Source organism: Pseudomonas viridiflava, from assembly GCF_001642795.1.
GTDB lineage: Bacteria > Pseudomonadota > Gammaproteobacteria > Pseudomonadales > Pseudomonadaceae > Aquipseudomonas > Aquipseudomonas viridiflava.
This window is the reverse complement of the sequence record NZ_LKEH01000030.1, coordinates 102,258-120,990: the sequence shown is the minus strand read 5'-3', so window position 1 is coordinate 120,990 and position 18,733 is coordinate 102,258. Positions and strand designations below refer to the sequence as shown.

The 18,733-nt window shown below is 59.6% G+C and carries 20 protein-coding genes, 1 tRNA gene and 1 pseudogene; 14 read left to right on the top strand and 8 right to left on the bottom strand.

The features are described 5' to 3' along the window. Nucleotides 1-143: 143 nt before the first annotated feature. Genes AO065_RS18010 through AO065_RS18000 form a run of 3 tightly spaced genes read left to right on the top strand, consistent with a single transcriptional unit; the run spans nucleotide 144 to nucleotide 3,605 of the window. A complete protein-coding gene (locus AO065_RS18010; RefSeq protein WP_004883095.1) occupies nucleotides 144-1,454 on the top strand; it encodes a murein hydrolase activator EnvC family protein in 1,311 nt (436 codons plus the stop codon). Between the two features lie 33 nt (nucleotides 1,455-1,487). After that, nucleotides 1,488-2,819 carry a S41 family peptidase gene (locus tag AO065_RS18005; protein ID WP_004883094.1) on the top strand — a complete coding sequence of 444 codons (1,332 nt, stop codon included), beginning with the start codon at nucleotides 1,488-1,490 and terminating at the stop codon, nucleotides 2,817-2,819. Nucleotides 2,820-2,822: 3 nt separating this feature from the next. Continuing rightward, a complete protein-coding gene (locus AO065_RS18000; RefSeq protein ID WP_004883093.1) occupies nucleotides 2,823-3,605 on the top strand; it encodes a divergent polysaccharide deacetylase family protein in 783 nt (260 codons plus the stop codon). A gap of 2 nt (nucleotides 3,606-3,607) precedes the next feature. On the opposite strand, the gene AO065_RS17995 is transcribed toward AO065_RS18000, so the two are convergent. The 6 genes from AO065_RS17995 to hisB all read right to left on the bottom strand — a co-directional run bounded on the left by AO065_RS17995 (nucleotide 3,608) and on the right by hisB (nucleotide 7,617). Then, the gene (locus AO065_RS17995) at nucleotides 3,608-4,363 is read right to left on the bottom strand and encodes a substrate-binding periplasmic protein (protein WP_004883092.1); all 756 of its coding nucleotides are present in this window, start codon (nucleotides 4,361-4,363) and stop codon (nucleotides 3,608-3,610) included. A gap of 189 nt (nucleotides 4,364-4,552) precedes the next feature. Beyond that, nucleotides 4,553-5,323 (bottom strand): imidazole glycerol phosphate synthase subunit HisF, encoded by a 771-nt coding sequence (gene hisF / locus AO065_RS17990; RefSeq protein ID WP_004883091.1) that lies wholly within the window; start codon nucleotides 5,321-5,323, stop codon nucleotides 4,553-4,555. A gap of 35 nt (nucleotides 5,324-5,358) precedes the next feature. Next, nucleotides 5,359-6,096 carry a 1-(5-phosphoribosyl)-5-[(5-phosphoribosylamino)methylideneamino]imidazole-4-carboxamide isomerase gene (gene hisA, locus AO065_RS17985; RefSeq protein WP_004883089.1) on the bottom strand — a complete coding sequence of 246 codons (738 nt, stop codon included), beginning with the start codon at nucleotides 6,094-6,096 and terminating at the stop codon, nucleotides 5,359-5,361. A 23-nt stretch (nucleotides 6,097-6,119) separates the two neighbouring features. Next, nucleotides 6,120-6,380: a DUF2164 domain-containing protein gene (locus tag AO065_RS17980; RefSeq protein ID WP_004883087.1), complete on the bottom strand. Its 261-nt coding sequence runs from the start codon at nucleotides 6,378-6,380 to the stop codon at nucleotides 6,120-6,122. A 5-nt stretch (nucleotides 6,381-6,385) separates the two neighbouring features. Next, on the bottom strand, nucleotides 6,386-7,024 hold the full coding sequence (hisH, locus tag AO065_RS17975) for an imidazole glycerol phosphate synthase subunit HisH (RefSeq protein WP_004883085.1): 639 nt from the start codon (nucleotides 7,022-7,024) through the stop codon (nucleotides 6,386-6,388). After that, entirely contained in the window at nucleotides 7,024-7,617 is a 594-nt protein-coding gene (gene hisB, locus AO065_RS17970) for an imidazoleglycerol-phosphate dehydratase HisB (protein ID WP_004883084.1), read from the bottom strand. The genes hisH and hisB overlap by 1 nt, the downstream gene beginning before the upstream one ends. 62 nt (nucleotides 7,618-7,679) lie before the next feature. Here hisB and AO065_RS27210 point away from each other — a divergent pair, with 62 nt between their 5' ends. After that, on the top strand, nucleotides 7,680-7,988 hold the full coding sequence (locus AO065_RS27210; RefSeq protein ID WP_155500412.1) for a hypothetical protein: 309 nt from the start codon (nucleotides 7,680-7,682) through the stop codon (nucleotides 7,986-7,988). Here AO065_RS27210 and AO065_RS17965 read toward each other — a convergent pair. Both AO065_RS17965 and AO065_RS17960 read right to left on the bottom strand, forming a co-directional pair. After that, nucleotides 7,981-9,177 (bottom strand): amino acid aminotransferase, encoded by a 1,197-nt coding sequence (locus AO065_RS17965; RefSeq protein WP_004883077.1) that lies wholly within the window; start codon nucleotides 9,175-9,177, stop codon nucleotides 7,981-7,983. The genes AO065_RS27210 and AO065_RS17965 overlap by 8 nt on opposite strands. Nucleotides 9,178-9,350: 173 nt before the next feature. Then, nucleotides 9,351-11,012: an OFA family MFS transporter gene (locus tag AO065_RS17960; protein WP_032651340.1), complete on the bottom strand. Its 1,662-nt coding sequence runs from the start codon at nucleotides 11,010-11,012 to the stop codon at nucleotides 9,351-9,353. A gap of 263 nt (nucleotides 11,013-11,275) precedes the next feature. Between AO065_RS17960 and AO065_RS17955 the strand changes: the two genes are divergently transcribed. From AO065_RS17955 to AO065_RS27900, 10 genes and pseudogenes are all read left to right on the top strand, one after another. After that, the gene (locus AO065_RS17955; protein WP_004883072.1) at nucleotides 11,276-11,680 is read left to right on the top strand and encodes an acetyl-CoA sensor PanZ family protein; all 405 of its coding nucleotides are present in this window, start codon (nucleotides 11,276-11,278) and stop codon (nucleotides 11,678-11,680) included. 103 nt (nucleotides 11,681-11,783) lie between these two features. Further along, nucleotides 11,784-14,006 carry an AsmA family protein gene (locus AO065_RS17950; RefSeq protein ID WP_004883069.1) on the top strand — a complete coding sequence of 741 codons (2,223 nt, stop codon included), beginning with the start codon at nucleotides 11,784-11,786 and terminating at the stop codon, nucleotides 14,004-14,006. 216 nt (nucleotides 14,007-14,222) lie between these two features. Next, entirely contained in the window at nucleotides 14,223-15,290 is a 1,068-nt protein-coding gene (gene mutY, locus AO065_RS17945; protein ID WP_004883066.1) for an A/G-specific adenine glycosylase, read from the top strand. Then, a complete protein-coding gene (locus AO065_RS17940; RefSeq protein ID WP_004883065.1) occupies nucleotides 15,287-15,559 on the top strand; it encodes an oxidative damage protection protein in 273 nt (90 codons plus the stop codon). The genes mutY and AO065_RS17940 overlap by 4 nt, the downstream gene beginning before the upstream one ends. A gap of 101 nt (nucleotides 15,560-15,660) precedes the next feature. Continuing rightward, nucleotides 15,661-15,736, top strand: a tRNA-Phe gene (locus tag AO065_RS17935). A 328-nt stretch (nucleotides 15,737-16,064) separates the two neighbouring features. Continuing rightward, the gene (locus AO065_RS17930; protein WP_004883062.1) at nucleotides 16,065-16,295 is read left to right on the top strand and encodes a hypothetical protein; all 231 of its coding nucleotides are present in this window, start codon (nucleotides 16,065-16,067) and stop codon (nucleotides 16,293-16,295) included. Beyond that, the gene (locus tag AO065_RS17925) at nucleotides 16,282-16,608 is read left to right on the top strand and encodes a hypothetical protein (protein WP_004883060.1); all 327 of its coding nucleotides are present in this window, start codon (nucleotides 16,282-16,284) and stop codon (nucleotides 16,606-16,608) included. Before AO065_RS17930 ends, AO065_RS17925 begins: the two co-directional genes overlap by 14 nt. Nucleotides 16,609-16,765: 157 nt before the next feature. Beyond that, the gene (locus AO065_RS17920) at nucleotides 16,766-17,047 is read left to right on the top strand and encodes a hypothetical protein (protein ID WP_004883057.1); all 282 of its coding nucleotides are present in this window, start codon (nucleotides 16,766-16,768) and stop codon (nucleotides 17,045-17,047) included. A 264-nt stretch (nucleotides 17,048-17,311) separates the two neighbouring features. Next, nucleotides 17,312-18,088 (top strand): annotated as a pseudogene (locus AO065_RS27905) (PAS domain-containing protein); the annotation flags it as partial. A gap of 63 nt (nucleotides 18,089-18,151) precedes the next feature. Beyond that, on the top strand, nucleotides 18,152-18,658 hold the full coding sequence (locus tag AO065_RS27900; protein WP_412778580.1) for a methyl-accepting chemotaxis protein: 507 nt from the start codon (nucleotides 18,152-18,154) through the stop codon (nucleotides 18,656-18,658). The last annotated feature ends 75 nt before the right edge of the window (nucleotides 18,659-18,733 follow it).

Here is an 18,733-nt window from a genome sequence, read left to right as displayed (position 1 = left end):
ACCGGCACAAGGCCATCAGGCGGTGCCGGTTTTTTGTGTTACAGGCCCCAAAGCAGTACGACCGGGGCGTTTTTTTTGTACCCCATGCCGGGCATACTAGGCCTGACACTTTTTCTCACAATTCCTCGGTATCGCCCACCCTCATGCTTCGCGCCTTGATCGCCCTTGTTCTGATCTGCCTGCTCAATCCGGCATTTGCCGAAGACGAGCGTGCGCAAACCCAAAAACAGATAGACGCTGCGCGTCAGGATGTCGCTGAGCTGCAAAAAGTCCTGAAACAGGTTCAGGAAGAACGCACAGGCGTCCAGAAGGACCTGCGCACCACCGAAACGGAAATGGGCAAGCTGGAAAAGCAGGTCGAGGTCCTGCAAAAGGAACTAAAAAAGACCGAAGCCGAGCTGACGAAGCTCGACGGTGAGAAAAAAAAACTGAATAGCGCCAAGGTTGAACAGCAACGCCTAATCGCCATTCAGGCCCGCGCCGCTTACCAGAGTGGCCGCCAGGAATACCTCAAGCTGTTGCTCAACCAGCAACACCCTGAAAAATTCGCCCGCACCCTTACCTATTACGACTACCTGAGCCAGGCGCGCCTGGAGCAGCTACGCAACTTCAATGAAACCCTGCGTCAGCTGGCCAATGTTGGCAAAGATATCGACCTGCAGCAGGCGCAGTTGCTGGTTCAGAAGAGCAACCTCGACAGCCAGACAGAAGAATTGGCCAAGGTTCGCCAGGAACGTCAGCAGGCGTTGGCTAAACTTAATCAGGACTACAAGGCCCGCGACCAGAAGTTGCAGGCCCGTCAGCAGGACCAGGCCGATCTGGCCAAGGTCCTGAAGACCATTGAAGAGACGCTGGCCCGACAGGCCCGCGAAGCCGAAGAAGCACGCCAGAAGGCCCTGTTGGCGGCAAAGGAAGCAGAAGAGAAGCGTCAACGTGAAGCCGAGGCCGTCGCCCGCAACAGCGGTAAAACCGACGATGAACCCGCTCCGCGCCGTCCGGTCAAAAGCCCCGGCGCGCTGGTTTCAAGTGCCGGTGTTTCGTATGGCGGACCTTTTGCAGAGGCCAAGGGAAAACTTCCATGGCCCATCGATGGTCGATTGCTTGCACGCTTTGGTGAAGCGCGCGGTGATGACGAGCGGACCAAATGGGACGGCGTCATGATCAGCGCTTCGGCCGGAAGTCAGGTACATGCCGTACACGGAGGGCGAGTGGTTTTCGCTGACTGGTTGCGCGGCGCCGGGCTTCTGGTCATTCTCGACCATGGTAATGGCTATTTGAGTCTGTACGGACACAATCAGAGCCTGCTCAAGTCGGCAGGCGATATCGTAAAAGCCGGTGAAGCGATTTCCACCGTAGGCAACAGCGGCGGTCAGGACACATCAGCGTTGTACTTTGCTATTCGTCAGCAGGGTCGCCCAAGCGATCCAGCCCAATGGTGCCGCACTCAAGGATAAGTCGGCGCCAATATCAGTAGGAGCTCGTTAGACATGCTGCATTTGTCCCGCCTCACCTCGCTGGCCATGGCGATTGCCATCGTTATCGGCGCGCCGCTGGCGCAAGCTGCCGAAAAGACCACGCCAGCTCCGACAGCAGCAGTCGCTCCGGCCAATGCCAACGCCAAGCCGCCGCTGCCGCTCGAAGAGCTGCGCACGTTTGCCGAGGTCATGGATCGGGTCAAGGCCGCCTACGTAGAGCCGGTGGATGACAAGACCCTGCTGGAAAACGCCATCAAGGGCATGCTCAGCAACCTCGACCCGCACTCCGCCTACCTCGGCCCGGAGGATTTCCAGGAGCTGCAGGAAAGCACCAGTGGTGAATTCGGCGGCCTGGGCATCGAAGTCGGTGTGGAAGACGGCCTGGTCAAAGTGGTCTCGCCTATCGACGACACCCCGGCCTCCAAGGCGGGCATCGAAGCCGGCGACCTGATCGTGAAGATCAACGGCGCGCCGACGCAGGGTCAGACCATGCAGGAAGCGGTCGACAAGATGCGCGGCAAGATCGGCGAGAAAATCACCCTGACGCTGGTACGCGACGGCGGCACGCCGTTCGACGTGACGCTGGCGCGCGCGACCATTCAGGTCAAGAGCGTCAAGGCGCAGATGCTGGAGAACGGCTACGGCTACATTCGCATCACCCAGTTCCAGGTCAAGACCGGCGACGAAGTGGGCAAGGCGCTGGCCAAGCTGCGCAAGGACAACGGCAAGAAGATGAGCGGGCTGATTCTGGACCTGCGCAACAACCCTGGCGGCGTATTGCAGTCCGCTGTGCAGGTGGCGGACCACTTCCTCACCAAGGGCCTGATCGTCTACACCAAAGGCCGTATCGCCAACTCCGAGCTGCGTTTCTCGGCAGACCCGGCAGACGCCAGCGAAGGCGTGCCTCTGGTGGTGCTGATCAACGGCGGCAGTGCCTCGGCGTCGGAAATCGTCGCCGGTGCGTTGCAGGACCAGAAACGCGGCATCCTGATGGGCACCGACAGTTTCGGCAAAGGCTCGGTGCAAACCGTACTGCCGCTGAACAATGACCGTGCACTGAAGATCACCACGGCGCTGTATTACACGCCAAACGGTCGCTCGATTCAGGCACAGGGCATCAACCCTGACATCGTGGTGCGTCGCGCCAAGGTCACCAATGAAGCCGATGGCGAGAACTACAAGGAAGCCGACCTGCTCGGTCACCTGGGTAACGGCAACGGCGGCGCGGACAAACCGACCCTCAAGGGCGGCGCGGCAGCCAAGGCGCGTCCGCAGGACGATGACTTCCAGCTCAGTCAGGCGCTCAGCCTGCTCAAGGGATTGAGTATTACGCGCGGCAACTGATGGATGCGTATTCTCAGCCTTCTGCTGTTGGCATTCTCGATCACTGGCGCTGCTCATGCGGCGCCAGTCGAGACCAGTGCAAAACCGGCCAAAGCCTACCTCAGCCTGATCATCGATGACCTGGGCCAGAACCCCGAGCGCGACAGCCGTACGCTCGCCCTTCCCGGCCCGGTCACGCTGGCGATCATGCCCGACACACCCCACGCCACCGAATTCGCCAGACAGGCGCATCGCGCGCGCAAGACCGTGATGCTGCACATGCCCATGGACCCGGCGACCGGGCCTTATGCGTGGCACCCTGAACTGCCGTTGCCGGAACTTGAAAGCCGCCTGAACGCCGCACTGCTCAAGGTGCCGTACGCAGCAGGCATCAACAACCACATGGGCAGCCGCATGACCGCAGAGCCGGTTGCCATGGCGTGGTTGATGAAAGAGTTGCAGCGTCGGCATATGTTCTTCGTCGACAGCCGCACCAGCGCCAAGACCGTCGCCGCCGCCCAGGCGCAACGCATCGGTCTGGCCAGCGTGTCCCGCGATGTATTTCTCGACGATGAGCGCACGGCCGAGGCCATAACCCGGCAGCTACAGACGGCAATCAAGCTGGCGCAAAAGCAGGGCTCGGCGGTGGTGATTGGTCATCCCTACCCTGTCACGCTGGACGTGCTTGAGCGCGAACTGCCCAAACTGAAAGCTCAGGGCATCGAGTGGATCGAATTGCGCGAGATGATCAGCCAGCGTGGCAACAAGGCCATGGCCGGTCATGGCAAAGACGGAACCTATCGCTAGGTTTACAGGTAACGGTCGTTGATTTTCTTCAACTGTCCTTCGTCGCGCATCTTATCCAGCGCGGCCTGCAGGCGATCCACTACGTCCTGCGGCGTGTCCTTGTTCAAGGCCAGATACAGCTCGGCGGTATGGAAACGCAGCACGGTCTTGAGATCGGTGATGCCTTCCTGCTTGGCCAGATAAAGCCCTACAGGATCAGCCGTTGCCCACAGATCAATCTGCCCGTTGACCAGTTTTCGAGCGTTGTCCTGATCGCGCAGCATCACCACCGGATCCAGCCCCTGGAGCGCCAGATGCTCGGCGACCGCATCGCCCTTGTAGGCGCCAATCCGATAACCCCGGGCCTGCTCCAGACTCGACAGCGCAACCGTGCTGTTCGCCGGTGCCAGCAGGACCCAGTCCACCGGCCCGATGGGTCCTACCCACTTGAAGAGGTTTTCCCGCTCCGGCGTACGCACCGTAGAGAACACGCCATAGCCGTGCTTCTCCAGCGCAAGCTTGTACACACGCTCCCAGGGAAAGCGCAGGGTGAGGTTGTAACCGACACCGGCACGCTTGAACATTTCGCGAACCACATCCACGGCGATGCCATTGATGTTGCTGTCCTGAGCGAAATTCTTGCCATCTGCAGCCATGTTGTAAGGCGGGTAGTTTTCGGTCAGCAGAACCATGGAGTATCCCGACGAAACGCCAGCCCGGGCGACCTCGCTGAGCAGAACCCCTGCTCCGACCAGTGCGAGAAAAAGACGTTTGAGCATGTTCCGGCACTCGATCTTGAACGACTGAGGCAGAGTGCCGTGAACCTGCGGCAGTGTCTAGCCCGGTGCTATTGGATGTCGCTTCCAGGCAATAAGTCAGAAGCAAAAGCAGGGTGCCAAACGAAAAAGAGCGCTGCTCTCTCAAACCCGGAGGCTTGAAACAACAGCGCTCGCTTCATGCACAACAACTCAGCGCATGACGATACCGCAGCTGGTCATGTAAGCCTTGGCTTCAGGCACCGTGTATTCACCGAAGTGGAAAATACTCGCGGCCAGTACGGCACTGGCGTGGCCTTCCAGCACGCCAGCAGCCAGATGCTCCAGATTGCCGACACCGCCCGAGGCGATCACCGGAATGCCCAGCGCATCACTGATGGCGCGGGTGACGCCCAGGTCGAAGCCGTTCTTCATGCCATCCTGGTCCATGCTGGTCAGCAGGATTTCGCCTGCACCCAGCTCTTCCATCTTCTTCGCCCAGACCACAGCGTCCAGCCCGGTCGGCTTGCGGCCGCCGTGGGTGAAGATTTCCCAGCGCGGCGTTTCACCCGGTCCGGAAACCTTCTTGGCGTCGATGGCGACCACGATGCACTGCGAACCGAAACGCGCAGCGGCTTCGCCGACGAACTCCGGGTTGAACACAGCAGCGGTGTTGATCGATACCTTGTCGGCACCGGCGTTGAGCAGGTTGCGGATGTCCTGCACGGTACGCACGCCGCCGCCCACGGTCAGCGGGATGAATACCTGACTGGCCATGCGCTCGACGGTGTGCAGCGTGGTGTCACGGCCATCGACGCTGGCGGTGATGTCCAGAAAGGTGATTTCGTCGGCGCCCTGCTCATCGTAGCGACGAGCGATCTCCACCGGATCACCCGCGTCGCGGATGTTCTCGAACTTGACGCCCTTGACCACTCGACCGTTGTCGACGTCCAGGCAAGGGATGATGCGTTTGGCTAGGGCCACAGGATCAATCTCCGGTTAATTGAACCAGCGCAGACTCAGCGCTGTTCCAGATCACACAAGGCCTGGGCCTCGGCGACGTCCAGCGTGCCTTCGTAGATGGCGCGACCGGTGATTGCACCGATGATGCCCGGCGCCCTGGCATCAAGCAGCGCCTTGATATCACCCAGGTTATGGATGCCGCCCGACGCGATGACCGGAATCCGCGTTGCCGCCGCCAGTGCAGCGGTGAACGGGATGTTGCAGCCCTGCATCATGCCGTCTTTGGCGATGTCGGTGTACACGATGGCCGACACGCCGTCGGCTTCAAAGCGCTTGGCCAGGTCGATGACCTGCACCGAGCTGACTTCAGCCCAGCCGTCAGTCGCGACGAAACCGTCCTTGGCGTCCAGGCCGACAATCACCTTGCCAGGGAACGCGCGGCAGGCTTCGGCCACGAACTCGGGCTCCTTGACCGCCTTGGTGCCGATGATCACGTAGCTCACGCCCGCCTTGATGTAGTGCTCGATGGTTTCCAGCGAACGGATGCCGCCGCCGATCTGGATCGGCAGGTTCGGGTAACGCCTTGCGATGGCAGTGACCACGTCACCGTTGACCGGCTGGCCTTCGAACGCGCCGTTGAGGTCAACCAGATGCAGACGGCGGCAGCCACCTTCGACCCACTTGGCGGCCATGGCCACCGGATCATCGGAGAACACCGTGGAATCTTCCATGCGGCCCTGACGCAGGCGCACGCAGGCACCGTCTTTAAGGTCGATAGCGGGGATAATCAGCATCGGGGAACCTACTTGTCCGGAAATTAGTTTTTCTCGAGCGCCCACAGGTCACTTTCGATGCTCTCGAACCTCTCCTTGAGGTGCTGCTGAACATCGAAAATGGCTCGATTGTAGTAATGCGGGGCAATCTCGCGCGTGAACAGCTCAAGCACCTCAGCCACCTCAAACGACCCCAGCTCCAGCTCGAAACGGTCTGCAAACAGACGCTTGAGCTTATCGATCGCCTGCTGCTCATGCTCGGGCGAGAGGGTCAGGATGGGTGGCTTGGCCTTGGCTTTGCTCATGTCGGTTACCAGCGACCGTCCCACGCCGCGAAGTTCTGCAGCAACTGCAGGCCATGGGTATGGCTCTTCTCCGGGTGGAACTGCACGGCAAAGCGCGAACCGTCGGCCAGCGCTGCAGCGAAGTCGATGCCGTAACGGCCACGGCCCACCACCTGACGCTGATTGACGGCGTCGATGTAGTAGCTGTGGACGAAGTAGAAACGCGCCAGATCGGGGATGTCGTGCCACAGCGGGTGATCGACCGACTGAGTGACCTGATTCCAGCCCATGTGCGGCACTTTCAGGTGCTCGCCATCTTCGTGCAGGTCCTTGCCGAAGAACTTCACCTGGCCGGGAAACATGCCGATGCAGTCCACGCCGTCGCTCTCTTCGCTGCTATCGAGCAAAGCCTGCATGCCGACGCAGATACCCAGAAACGGACGGTCCTTGCTGACTTCCTGCACCAGCGAGTCAAAGCCCAGACGGCGGATTTCGGCCATGCAGTCGCGAATCGCACCCACACCCGGAAACACCACACGGTCGGCTTCACGAATCACATCGGCGTCGCTGGTGATCAGCACACGGCCTGCGCCAACGTGCTCCAGGGCCTTGGCGACCGAGTGCAGATTGCCCATGCCGTAATCGATGACCGCAACTGTCTGCATCAGAGAACACCCTTGGTGGAAGGCATCTGCCCGGCCATGCGCTCATCCAGCTCGACCGCCATGCGCAGGGCACGGCCGAAAGCCTTGAAGACCGTCTCGATCTGGTGATGAGTGTTGTGGCCACGCAGGTTGTCGATGTGCAGCGTCACGTTGGCGTGGTTGACGAAGCCCTGGAAAAACTCCTGGAACAGGTCAACGTCGAAGCCACCGACGGTTGCACGGGTGTACGGCACATGCATCTGCAGGCCGGGACGGCCCGAGAAGTCGATGACCACACGCGACAGCGCTTCATCGAGCGGCACGTAGGCATGGCCGTAACGGCGAATGCCTTTCTTGTCACCAATGGCCTGGCTGAATGCCTGGCCCACCGTGATACCGACGTCTTCCACCGTATGGTGATCGTCGATTTCCAGGTCGCCCTTGCACTCGATGTCCAGGTCGATCAGCCCGTGTCGGGCGATCTGGTCGAGCATGTGCTCAAGGAAAGGCACGCCGATATCGAATCGGGCCTTTCCGGTGCCATCCAGGTTGATCGAGGCTTTGATCTGGGTTTCCAGAGTATTGCGCTCGACGTAAGCCTTACGTTCGGCCATCACCAGCTCCGCAAAATCATTGGGCGAAAAAGGCGATCATTATAGGCCCAGAACGGCCCCGCATGAAGCAAACAGACGACAGACAGGGGATTTACTGTGCAGCGGCCTTTTGCGCCTCGGCAAGTCCGCTTTTATCAAGCGACCTGGAAACCACTGAAGAAACGCCAGCTTTTTGTGGGAGGCGGCTTGTCGGCGATGCAGTCGACGCGGTGGGTCAGGAAAATCGCGTCATCGTTCATCGCCGGCAAGCCGCCTCCCACGGTCCGGTGTTTGCTGCGCGACAGCGCTACGTCGAAGACGTGGTGGCGCCTCCCACACATCACGTTTCCCCAGCGGATTACAGGTTACCCATCACTGGAGAAATCAGCTGAAAAGGCCTGCAATAGCGTCGCAGACCTTGGCGATATTCCCCTCGTTCAATCCCGCCAGACACATGCGGCCGCTGCGGATCAGGTAGACGCCGTGGGTGTCCTTCAGCTCGTCGACCTGCGCAGGCGTGAGGCCGGTGTAGCTGAACATGCCGTTCTGGCGGAGGATGAAGCTGAAATCGTGCTGCGGGACCTTCTGCGCCAGCACCGCCACCAGATGAGTCCGCATGTCGAGGATGCGTTGACGCATCACTTCGACCTCGGTCAGCCACTGGTCTCGCAGTTGCGGCGAGTTGAGCACGCGGGAAACCACCTGCGCGCCATGGGCAGGCGGGCTGGAGTAGTTGCGGCGTACGGTCGCCTTGAGCTGGCCCAGCACGTTGACGGCCGAAGCGCTGTCTTCACAGACCACCGACAGCCCGCCCACACGCTCGCCGTACAGCGAGAAAATCTTCGAAAACGAGTTGCTGATGAACGCCGTGACACCGGCCTTCGTCATCGCACGAATGGCATAGGCGTCTTCATCCATGCCCTTGCCGAAGCCCTGATAGGCGATGTCGAGAAACGGAATCAGCTCGCGAGCCTTGACCAGTGCGACCACCTGATCCCACTGCGCAACGGACAGATCCGCGCCGGTCGGGTTATGGCAGCAAGGGTGCAGCAACACGATGCTGCGTGCAGGCAATTGCTGCAGCGCATCCAGCATGGCGTCGAACTTCACGCCGCCGGTCTGGGCATCGAAGTAGGGATAGGTGTTGACCTTGAAACCCGCGCCACCAAACAACGCGTTGTGGTTTTCCCAAGTCGGATCACTGACCCAGACCTGCGAATCCGGGAACGCATACTTGAGGAAATCGGCCCCCACTTTCAGCGCGCCGGAGCCGCCCACGGTCTGGATCGTGGCGACACGACCGGCGAGCACGGCCGGATTGTTCTCGCCGAACAGAAGGGTCTGCACCGCCTGACGATATGGCACGAGGCCTTCCATCGGCAGGTACAGCGAAGCCGTCTGCTCGCCCTCGGCCAGTTGCTGCTGTGCGCTCACTGCCGCGTCGAGACGAGGAATGCGGCCTTGTGCGTCGTAATACAGACCAATGCTGAGATTGACCTTGTCGGCGCGAGGATCCTTGCCGAAGGTTTCCATCAACGAAAGGATCGGATCACCGGCGTACGACTCCACGTGGGCTAGCATGCAAACAACTCCTTAAAGAATGAAATCAGGCGGGATAGGGGATCTGGCCTGTGGCTCTGCTGCGGGATATTAACCCCGCCCGCCTCTCTCGTCTTGCCACACAAACCCGAAAACCGGGCAAAAAAAAGCGCATGCACCGAAGTGCACGCGCTTTTTTCAGGACTCGCAGACTGTTAGTGGAACAGTACGGCGGTCTTTTGCAGTGTCACCCAGACGCCCCACGCCAGTGGAATGCCCACTGCCAGCCAGGCGGCAATCACCAGCGGCTTGCTGCCCGCTGAAGCTTTCCATTCCAGCGAGGTGGTCGCATCAGCGCCCTTGTCGTGGCCGATGGCTTGTTCAGCCGCCAGCTCCGCGTCGGTCATGAAGTACTTGTCGGCCACCGGACGGATCAACAGGTTGCAGATGAAGCCCAGCACCAGCAGACCGGCAAGGATGTACAGCGTGATGTCGTAGGCATCGGCACGTGCAACACCGTGGCTGAGTTGATACTCACGCAGGTAGTTGACCAGTACCGGACCCAGTACACCGGCTGCAGCCCAGGCAGTCAGCAGGCGACCGTGGATTGCACCGACCATCTGTGTGCCGAACAGGTCGGCCAGGTAGGCAGGTACGGTTGCGAAACCGCCGCCGTACATCGACAGCACGACGCAGAACGCAGCTACGAACAGCGCGATGCTGCCCATGTGACCCAGTGTCGGCACCGACGCGTAGAGCACGAAGCCCAGTGCGAAGAACACGAAGTAGGTAGCCTTGCGACCGATGTAGTCCGAGCAAGAAGCCCAGAAGAAGCGACCACCGATGTTGAACAGGCTCAACAGACCGGTGAAGCCCGCAGCGATGGCGGCGATGGCTTTCAGTTGGTCAGCGTTGAGCTGGCTGAACGTCAGGTCATTGCCCAGCAGCTTGCCGGCGAACACTTCCTGCAGCAGTGGCGAAGCCATGCCCAGGATGCCGATACCGGCCGAAACGTTCAGGCACAGCACCAGCCAGACCAGACGGAACTGCGGCGTCTTCCAGGCCACGCTGACGTGCACGTGACGGTTGGTGATCATCGCGTTCTTGGCCTTGGCAGCCGGAGCAGTCCAGCCTTCAGGTTTCCAGCCGGTCGGAGGAACGCGGTAGCCCAGTGCGCCGCCGATCATGAAGATGAAGTAGATCACCGACATCACGACAAAGCTCTGCCATACGCCCACGCTGTCCGCAGAAGCGAAGTGGCCCATCAGGAAGGTCGCCAGAGGTGCACCCACCATCGCGCCGCCGCCGAAGCCCATGATCGCCATGCCGGTCGCCATGCCGCGCTTGTCCGGGAACCACTTGATCAGGGTCGACACCGGGGAGATATAGCCAAGCCCCAGCCCGATACCGCCGATGACACCCGAGCCCAGCCACATGAGCCAGATCTGGTGGGTATAAATACCCAGCGCCGAAATCAGCAGACCTCCACACCAGCACAGTGCCGAAACAACACCGGCCTTGCGCGGACCTGCGTGCTCAAGCCAGCCACCCCAGATGGCAGCCGAACAGCCCAGGAAGATGAAGAACAGGGTGTAGATCCAGCCCAGCATGGAAATCTGCCAGTCACAGGTCGATGCAAACATCTGTGCAAAGAAGCCCATGTCCGGTGTGCATGCCACAGGTGCAGAAACACCGACCGCTTTCGACAACGGCAACCAGAAAACCGAAAAGCCGTACGCCATACCAATACAAAGATGGATGGCCAGTGCGGCGGGTGGAACAAGCCAGCGGTTGAAACCGGGCTTGGCGATAATGCGCTCTTTGGACAAGAACGCAGGCTGAACGGCTGCGCCGCCCAATGCTGTGCTTGTGCTCATTATAATTACCCCAATGTGTGAAGCTTGCAGATGGTCCCGCTGATCCGCCACAGACTCCATGCCGAGCGGCCATGTCTGTTTTATCGGCAGGATGTTCAGATACGTGACAAAAAGACGCACCCGAGCCAGCAGATGCGGAGACTATCACTTACTGATGGCTAATAAGCATCTTGTTACAGTGTTTTTATTATTAAAATCACCCACTTAATCCACGTTATCTATGACCCCATAGATGCAGTCAATTAAACATCAGGAGAAGATCCATGCCGGTCTTAGTTGGGCTATTAAGTTCGCCCACTTTTCAGGATCAGGAAGACCTGCAAAAGATATATCTCGACGCACCGGCAGATATGTTCCCGCCCTTTTTCGGTGCAGCACAGTTGATCGAAACAACATGGGCAGACGGCGCCTTGCTGGCCGGACGCTTCAACGACCGCTTGTTGGGCGCGGCCCGGCTTGAACGCGGCAAGACTGTCTGGCACCTGTCTCATCTGTGCGTGCGCAAACCGACACGTCGACGCGGCGTGGCCGAGCGCATAGTCTGCGAGGGGCAGAAACTGGCCCGGGAGGCGGGTTGCGAACTACGCTTGCTGGCAACCGCCGAGTGTCCCGAAGTCCTCGCCCTGGCGGCCAGGCTTTCTGTGCAACTGGACGTCGCAACGCCCTGAATCATCGGGCGTCATCCAGCCATGAAGGCATCCGAAGCCCGAGACCCTCCTCAGAGCGGTATACTCGTGGGCTATTTTTGAACATCGACACAAGGACTCGCCCATGAAAGCGTTCGGCAAAATCCTGGGGCTGTTTATTCTCGGGTTGTTGCTGATCATCGTGGCTCTCGGCTTCGCCCTGACCCATCTGTTTGATCCCAACGACTACAAAGACGAGATTCGGCAACTGGCACGTGAAAAGGCCAACGTCGAGCTGACGCTCAATGGCGATATCGGCTGGAGCCTGTTCCCCTGGCTCGGGCTGGAACTGCACGACACCCATGTGGCGACCCTGACCGCTCCCGACCAGCCCTTTGCCGATGTTCAGATGCTGGGCTTGTCCGTTCGGGTTCTGCCCTTGCTGCGCAAACAGGTGCAGATGAGCGACATCCGTGTCGAAGGCCTGAACCTGATGCTGCATCGCGATGAGCAGGGTCACGGCAACTGGGAAGACATCGGCAAGCCGCCTGCCGTCGCGTCCACCGATGCGAAACCGGAAACCACGCCGACGCCGGAAGCACCCAAGCCGGAACGCTCTTCTCAGCCGCTGAAACTCGATATCGACAGCCTGACCGTGAATAACGCCCGCGTGGATTACAGCGACGCCCGAAAAGGCCAGACCTTCACGGCAGAAAGTATCCAGCTGAGCACCGGTCCGATTCGCGAAGCGTCGGATATTCCAATCAAGCTGACCGCCTTTCTGAGCACCAACCAGCCCGTGGTGCGCGCCAAGACCGAACTGGTCGGCGAACTGCGCATGGACCGCGTGCTCAAGCGCTATCAATTCGAAGACATGCGCCTGTCCGGCGAAGTCGCTGGCGAGCCACTCAAGGGCAAGACCGTGACCTTCTCGGCACAAGGTCAACTGCTGGTGGACCTGGCAGCCAACATTGCCGAATGGAACAGCCTGAAAATCTCGGCCAACCAGCTGCGTGCGCTCGGTGAACTGCGTGCCCGCGAGCTGGACAAGACCCCGCAGCTCAGTGGCGGCCTGTCCATCGCCCAGCTCGATGTGCGCACCTTCTTTGAAAACATCGGCCAACCATTGCCAGCCATGGCCGATGGCGCACTCAGCAAGGTCGAAATGGTCACACGCCTCAGCGGCACGCCCACCAGCGTGGTGCTGGACGGCCTGAACCTGAAAGTGGACGACAGCACGTTCACCGGTCGCATCGCGATAGACGACTTCGCCAAACAGGCCCTGCGCGTGCAACTCAAGGGCGACACCTTCGACGCCGACCGCTATCGCCCTGCCGAAAGCGAAGAAAGCGAGGGCGCCAAGGCCGCGCGCAAATCCGAGGTGCAGAGCGGTGAGGCCGCAGCTGTCGCCGGGGATTCGCCATTGCCCGAACAGCCCACCAAGGCTGCCTGGAGCACTGCCAAGTTGTTGCCACTGGAGCGCCTGCGCACGCTGGATGTCGAGGCTGACATCAGCCTGGGCAAACTCACCCTGAACAAACTGCCTATCGACAATGCGGTGTTCAAGACCCAGGCATTGGGCGGTGTCATCAAGCTCGATACGCTCAGCGGCAATCTCTACAACGGCAACTTCGAGGTCAAAGGCAATCTGGATGCACGTCCCGACCTGCCGACCATCAGTGTGCAAACCCGCACTGCGAAAGTGCCGGTGGACCGCGTTCTGGAAAGTCAGGGCCAGACGCCGCCGGTGCGTGGCCTGCTGACACTGAACAGCAGCCTGACCGGCCAGGGCAACAGCGAGAAAGCGCTGATCGACAGCCTCAACGGCACCGCCAGTTTCGCGCTCAACAACGGCGTGCTGGTCAACGCCAACCTTGAGCAGCAACTGTGCAAAGGCATTTCGACGCTGAACCGCAAACCGCTGACCGGCGAGCCGCGCGCCAAGGACACGCCCTTCCAGCAACTGGACGGCAATCTGGTCATCCGCAACGGCGTGGCGAGCAATCCCGACCTGAAAGTGCGCATCCCCGGCCTGACCGTCAACGGCAATGGTGACGTGGATCTGCGCGTGCTGGGCATGAACTATCGCGTCGGCATCATCATCGAAGGCGACAAGAGCGACATGCCGGACCCGGCCTGCGAGGTCAATCCGCGCTACGTCGGCATCGAGTGGCCAGTGCAGTGCCGAGGCCCGCTGGAACTGGGCGCCAAGGCCTGCCGTCTGGACCGCGAAGGCGTCGGCCAGATCGCCGCAAAACTGGCAGGCGACCGGATCAGCGAAAAACTCGAGGACAAGCTCAACGAGAAGCTGGGCGACAAGGTCAGCCCGGAACTCAAGGATGCGCTCAAGGGGTTGTTCAAGCGCTAATCGGCACATAACAAGCTGTGGAAGGCGGCACCACGTCTTTCGACGTAGCGCTGTCGCGCAGCAAACGCCGGACTGTGGGAGGCGGCTTGCCGGCGATGAACGATGACGCGGTAGGCCTGACAGACCGCGTCGACCTGATCGTCGGCAAGCCGCCTCACACATTCAGTACCCGCATTTCATCAGGTCACGAGCTGTTTCACAGGAGCCCACCAGGCGATGCAACCCGAGCAATTTTCCAGCGCAGTTCTGGATTGGTACGACCGCCATGGCCGACACGACCTGCCCTGGCAGCAAGGCATCACGCCGTATCGGGTCTGGGTGTCGGAAATCATGTTGCAACAGACGCAGGTCAGCACCGTGCTGAACTACTTCGACCGCTTCATGGAAGCCCTGCCGACCGTGCAGGCGCTGGCTGAAGCACCCGAAGACGAAGTGCTGCACCTGTGGACCGGCCTGGGTTACTACACCCGCGCCCGCAACCTGCAAAAGACCGCGCGTATTGTCGTGGCTGAACACGGCGGCGAATTTCCCCGCGATGTCGAAAAGCTGACCGAGCTGCCCGGCATCGGCCTGTCCACCGCAGGCGCCATTGCCAGCCTGAGCATGGGCATACGCGCCTCGATCCTGGACGGCAACGTCAAGCGCGTTCTGGCGCGCTTCACGGCGCAGGAAGGCTATCCGGGCGAGCCCAAGGTTGCCAAACAGTTGTGGGCCACGGCAGAGCGCTTCACGCCCCACACAAGGGTGAACAACTACACCCAGGCGATGATGGACCTGGGCGCCACCCTCTGCACCCGCAGCAAACCCAGCTGCCTGCTCTGCCCGCTCGAGCGCGGCTGTCAGGCGCACATGCTGGGGCTGGAAACCCGCTACCCGATCCCCAAGCCGCGCAAGACCGTGCCGCAAAAACGCACCCTCATGCCCATCTTCGCCAACGGCGACGGCGCAATTCTGCTGTACCGCCGCCCGTCCAGCGGACTATGGGGCGGCCTGTGGAGCCTGCCGGAACTCGATCACTTCGACGACGTGCAGCATCTGGCAACACAACACTCGCTGGAATTGGGCAAGCATCACGAACTGCCCGGCCTGATTCACACCTTCAGCCACTTCCAGTTGAGCATCGAACCCTGGCTGGTACAGGTCCAGGAGTCCGCCCATCACGTGGCCGAGGCCGACTGGCTCTGGTATAACCTCGCCACCCCGCCGCGCCTGGGCCTTGCCGCCCCGGTGAAAAAGCTGCTCAAACGCGCAGCCGACGTATTGAACGCAGGAGAGTCGTCATGACCCGCACCGTAATGTGCCGCAAGTACAAAGAAGAACTGGAAGGCCTCGAACGCGCCCCTTATCCCGGAGCCAAAGGCGAAGACATCTTCAACCACGTTTCGAAAAAAGCCTGGGCCGACTGGCAGAAACACCAGACCCTGCTGATCAACGAACGCCGCCTGAACATGATGAACGCCGAAGACCGCAAATTCCTCCAGGCCGAAATGGACAAGTACCTGTCCGGCGAGGAATACGCCCAGGCTGAAGGCTACGTTCCGCCCGAGAAATAAAGCGTTTCGCACAGTGAAGGTCGTAAGCGTCGGTAATAATTCAATATTTTTTGAGAACGCGCTTGACGACCTCCTGAAAAACACGTTTAATGCGCCCCGTTGCCCAGATAGCTCAGTCGGTAGAGCAGGGGATTGAAAATCCCCGTGTCGGCGGTTCGATTCCGTCTCTGGGCACCACCTTCCGTTTTCAGGTGATGCCAAGCACACCTGGAAGCACACAAGAAACCCGCCTAGTGCGGGTTTTTTGTTGTCCGGGATTTACAGCCGCCCCCTGCTCAATCCGAATCAACCACAGCCGATGAGACCCCCTCTCCAAGCGAATACCGGCCCGTCGCTCAATTGAATGCCGATTCGACATTTCATGTACCACGATTCCGCTTGCCCGCATTTCATGATGCATGGAAAAGTCGCTGCAATTCGGCATCGCAGCTTTGAAGCCTGCCTACGTGGAATGGACTCGTAGAACAGCTATACGCAGTGCGTCTTTGATAAGGACTTGAGAGACATGGAAAGTGATGAAGTAGCAAAACTCAAGATCATGGTGTCCCGGCTCTATGGCCTAGGCGTCGCCAACCTCTCCAAGGTCATGAACCTCAGTCATGCATTGGTAAGCTCGGAGAGCCTTTCGCCAGCAGCGAGAGACGCCGCTCAAATGGCTTTTGACAGCATTCAGGAGCAGATCGACATACTCCGGGAGTTGGGAGAGATAGAGGGCATCACAGATGCCGAGCAATAACGTTGATGTTAGGATCCTTCAAGCCCAGTATGAAAAGCTCAAGACCCGCGGCGGACCGACCGAGCCGCCTGGAGGTGATGGATTGGAAAAGCGTGTAGAAAAACTCGAGTCCACAATGGCCGACATTCAGGTCAGGCTCATCCGCGTGGAGTCAAAGCTGGACTCCACAGCGACCAAAGCCGATCTCTCCGAGCTGACAGCCTCGCTGCACAAATCCATGAACGAGCAGACCTGGAAATTCCTGGCAGGCGCCACCAGCATGGCTGCATTGTTTTCAGCCATTTCTTTTGGGCTTGCTCGTGCACTAAGCTGAATAGAGAATCTCAATATCCCGCCCGGCCTGCTGCCGGGCTTTTCAAGCCTGGGCCGCCCTCCTGCACGCCTCAAGCGTTGAGCGAAGCAACCCCATTGAACTAATCCCCTACCCATCCCCTCGAACTCATACATTTGTTTTCAAAGGGAAAAATCCTGTGCTCAAGTTTACCGCCTCCGCCCTCGTCATCGCCGCCACCCTTGGCCTCGCCGCCTGCGACAGCAAATCCGAGCAGAAAGCCCAGGACGCTCAGGCGCATCAGGAAAACGCTCAACAGAAGATGGAATCGGCTCAGGCCAAGGTGAACGACGCAGCGAAAGAGAATGCCGAAGCCGCCAAAGACAAGGCTGCATCCAAGGAAGCTGCTGCCGAAGAGTCGAAAACCTTCGTGCCGACCTCCGAAGTGACCAATACCGTTCAGACACCTGAAAAAAAGTAAAAACGGCCTGTTTTCTTCACAAAGTTTTCACAGCCGATAAGCCATTGTAGAGCTGCTCCCAAGTGTGAATCCTTAAGCCCGCTCCCCCATCGCGGGCTTTTCTTTGTCCGGCTTTTGGCGCTGACCGCTTTCAGCTAAAAGTTACCGCCAATCCTGATCCTATCCCGCCCGTCCAAAACGTCATTCCAGCCCTAATGCCTTCAGCTCTGGTGTCGATAGCCTGATGACGAGAATTTCGTAAAACAACACCAAAGGCGGCAGGTTATGTTCGGAAATAAAAGCAAAAACGAACTGGCAGCCATGAAGGCAGAAGTAGATAGCGCAAAAGGACTGATGGGCGCACTTGAAAAATCGATGGCGGTGGTCGAGCTGGATCTTGATGGCAGGATCCTGCGTGCCAACGACAACTTTCTAACAGCAATGGGTTATCGGGCCGAAGAGCTTTCCGGCAAGTCCCACCGCGACTTCTGCGAACCTGAAATGGCACGCAGTCGTGAATATGCCGATCTATGGGCATCGCTGCGGGCAGGTAAATTCATATCAGGCACCTTCAAGCGTGTCAGCAAAACCGGGAAAAGTGTCTGGCTAGAGGCCAGTTACAATCCGGTGATAGACGCTCAGGGCAAAGTGATCAAGATCGTTAAGTACGCACTCGACGTCACCCGGAAGGTCATGCTTGAAAACGAAACCCACAGCAAACTCAATGCAGTGGACCGCGCCATGGCGGTGTGCGAGTTCGACCCGGCCGGCCATGTGCTGACAGCCAACGACAACTTCCTGCACGTGATGGGTTTTTCGCTGACGGACATCAAAGGCAAACACCACAAGACCTTCTGTGAGCCGACGTTCGTCAACAGCTCGGAGTACACAGAGTTCTGGCGCAAGCTGAACCACGGCGAGTTCGTGGGCGGCCAGTTCAAGCGCCTGGGCAAGCATGGCCGAGTCGTCTGGCTGGAAGCGACCTATAACCCGGTCTATGACGTCGAGGGCAAGCTGTACAAGATCGTGAAGTTCGCCAGCGACATCACCGACCGTGTAGAAAAGCAGGAAGCCGACGCACACGGCGCGTCCAAGGCCTATCACATCTCGGCCGAAACCGAGAAAGTGGCCGAACAGGGCACGCTGGTGATCCAGGAAACGGCACGCGAGATGCGGCAGATTGCCGAGAACATCGGCGCATCCGCCAGACTGGTCGGACAGTTGGGTGATCGTTCGGAACAGATCACGGCCATCGTCAACACCATCCGTGGGATTGCCGACCAGACCAACCTGCTGGCACTCAACGCTGCCATTGAGGCGGCACGGGCTGGCGATCAGGGTCGTGGCTTTGCGGTCGTGGCCGATGAAGTCCGGCAACTTGCGGGACGCACCAGCGGCTCGACCACGGAAATCGCCGAGATGATCGGCAAGATTCTGGCCGAGACACGCGAGGCCGTCGCGAGCATGAGCGCGACTCAGGAAGGCGCAAACCGTGGCGTTACGCTGGCGGATCAGGCCGGACAGGTGATCGTGCAGATTCGTGACGGCGCGAGCGATGCCGTTGAGGCGGTCAGCATGTTCGCCAACCGTATGGACGAGGCAGAAGCCTTCTCCAAAACCGGCAAAAAATAACTGTTCGCTGTACCGCTACACTGAAAGCCCGCGCCCTGCGGGCTTTTATGTTTCTACGCCCAGGACATCAATAGC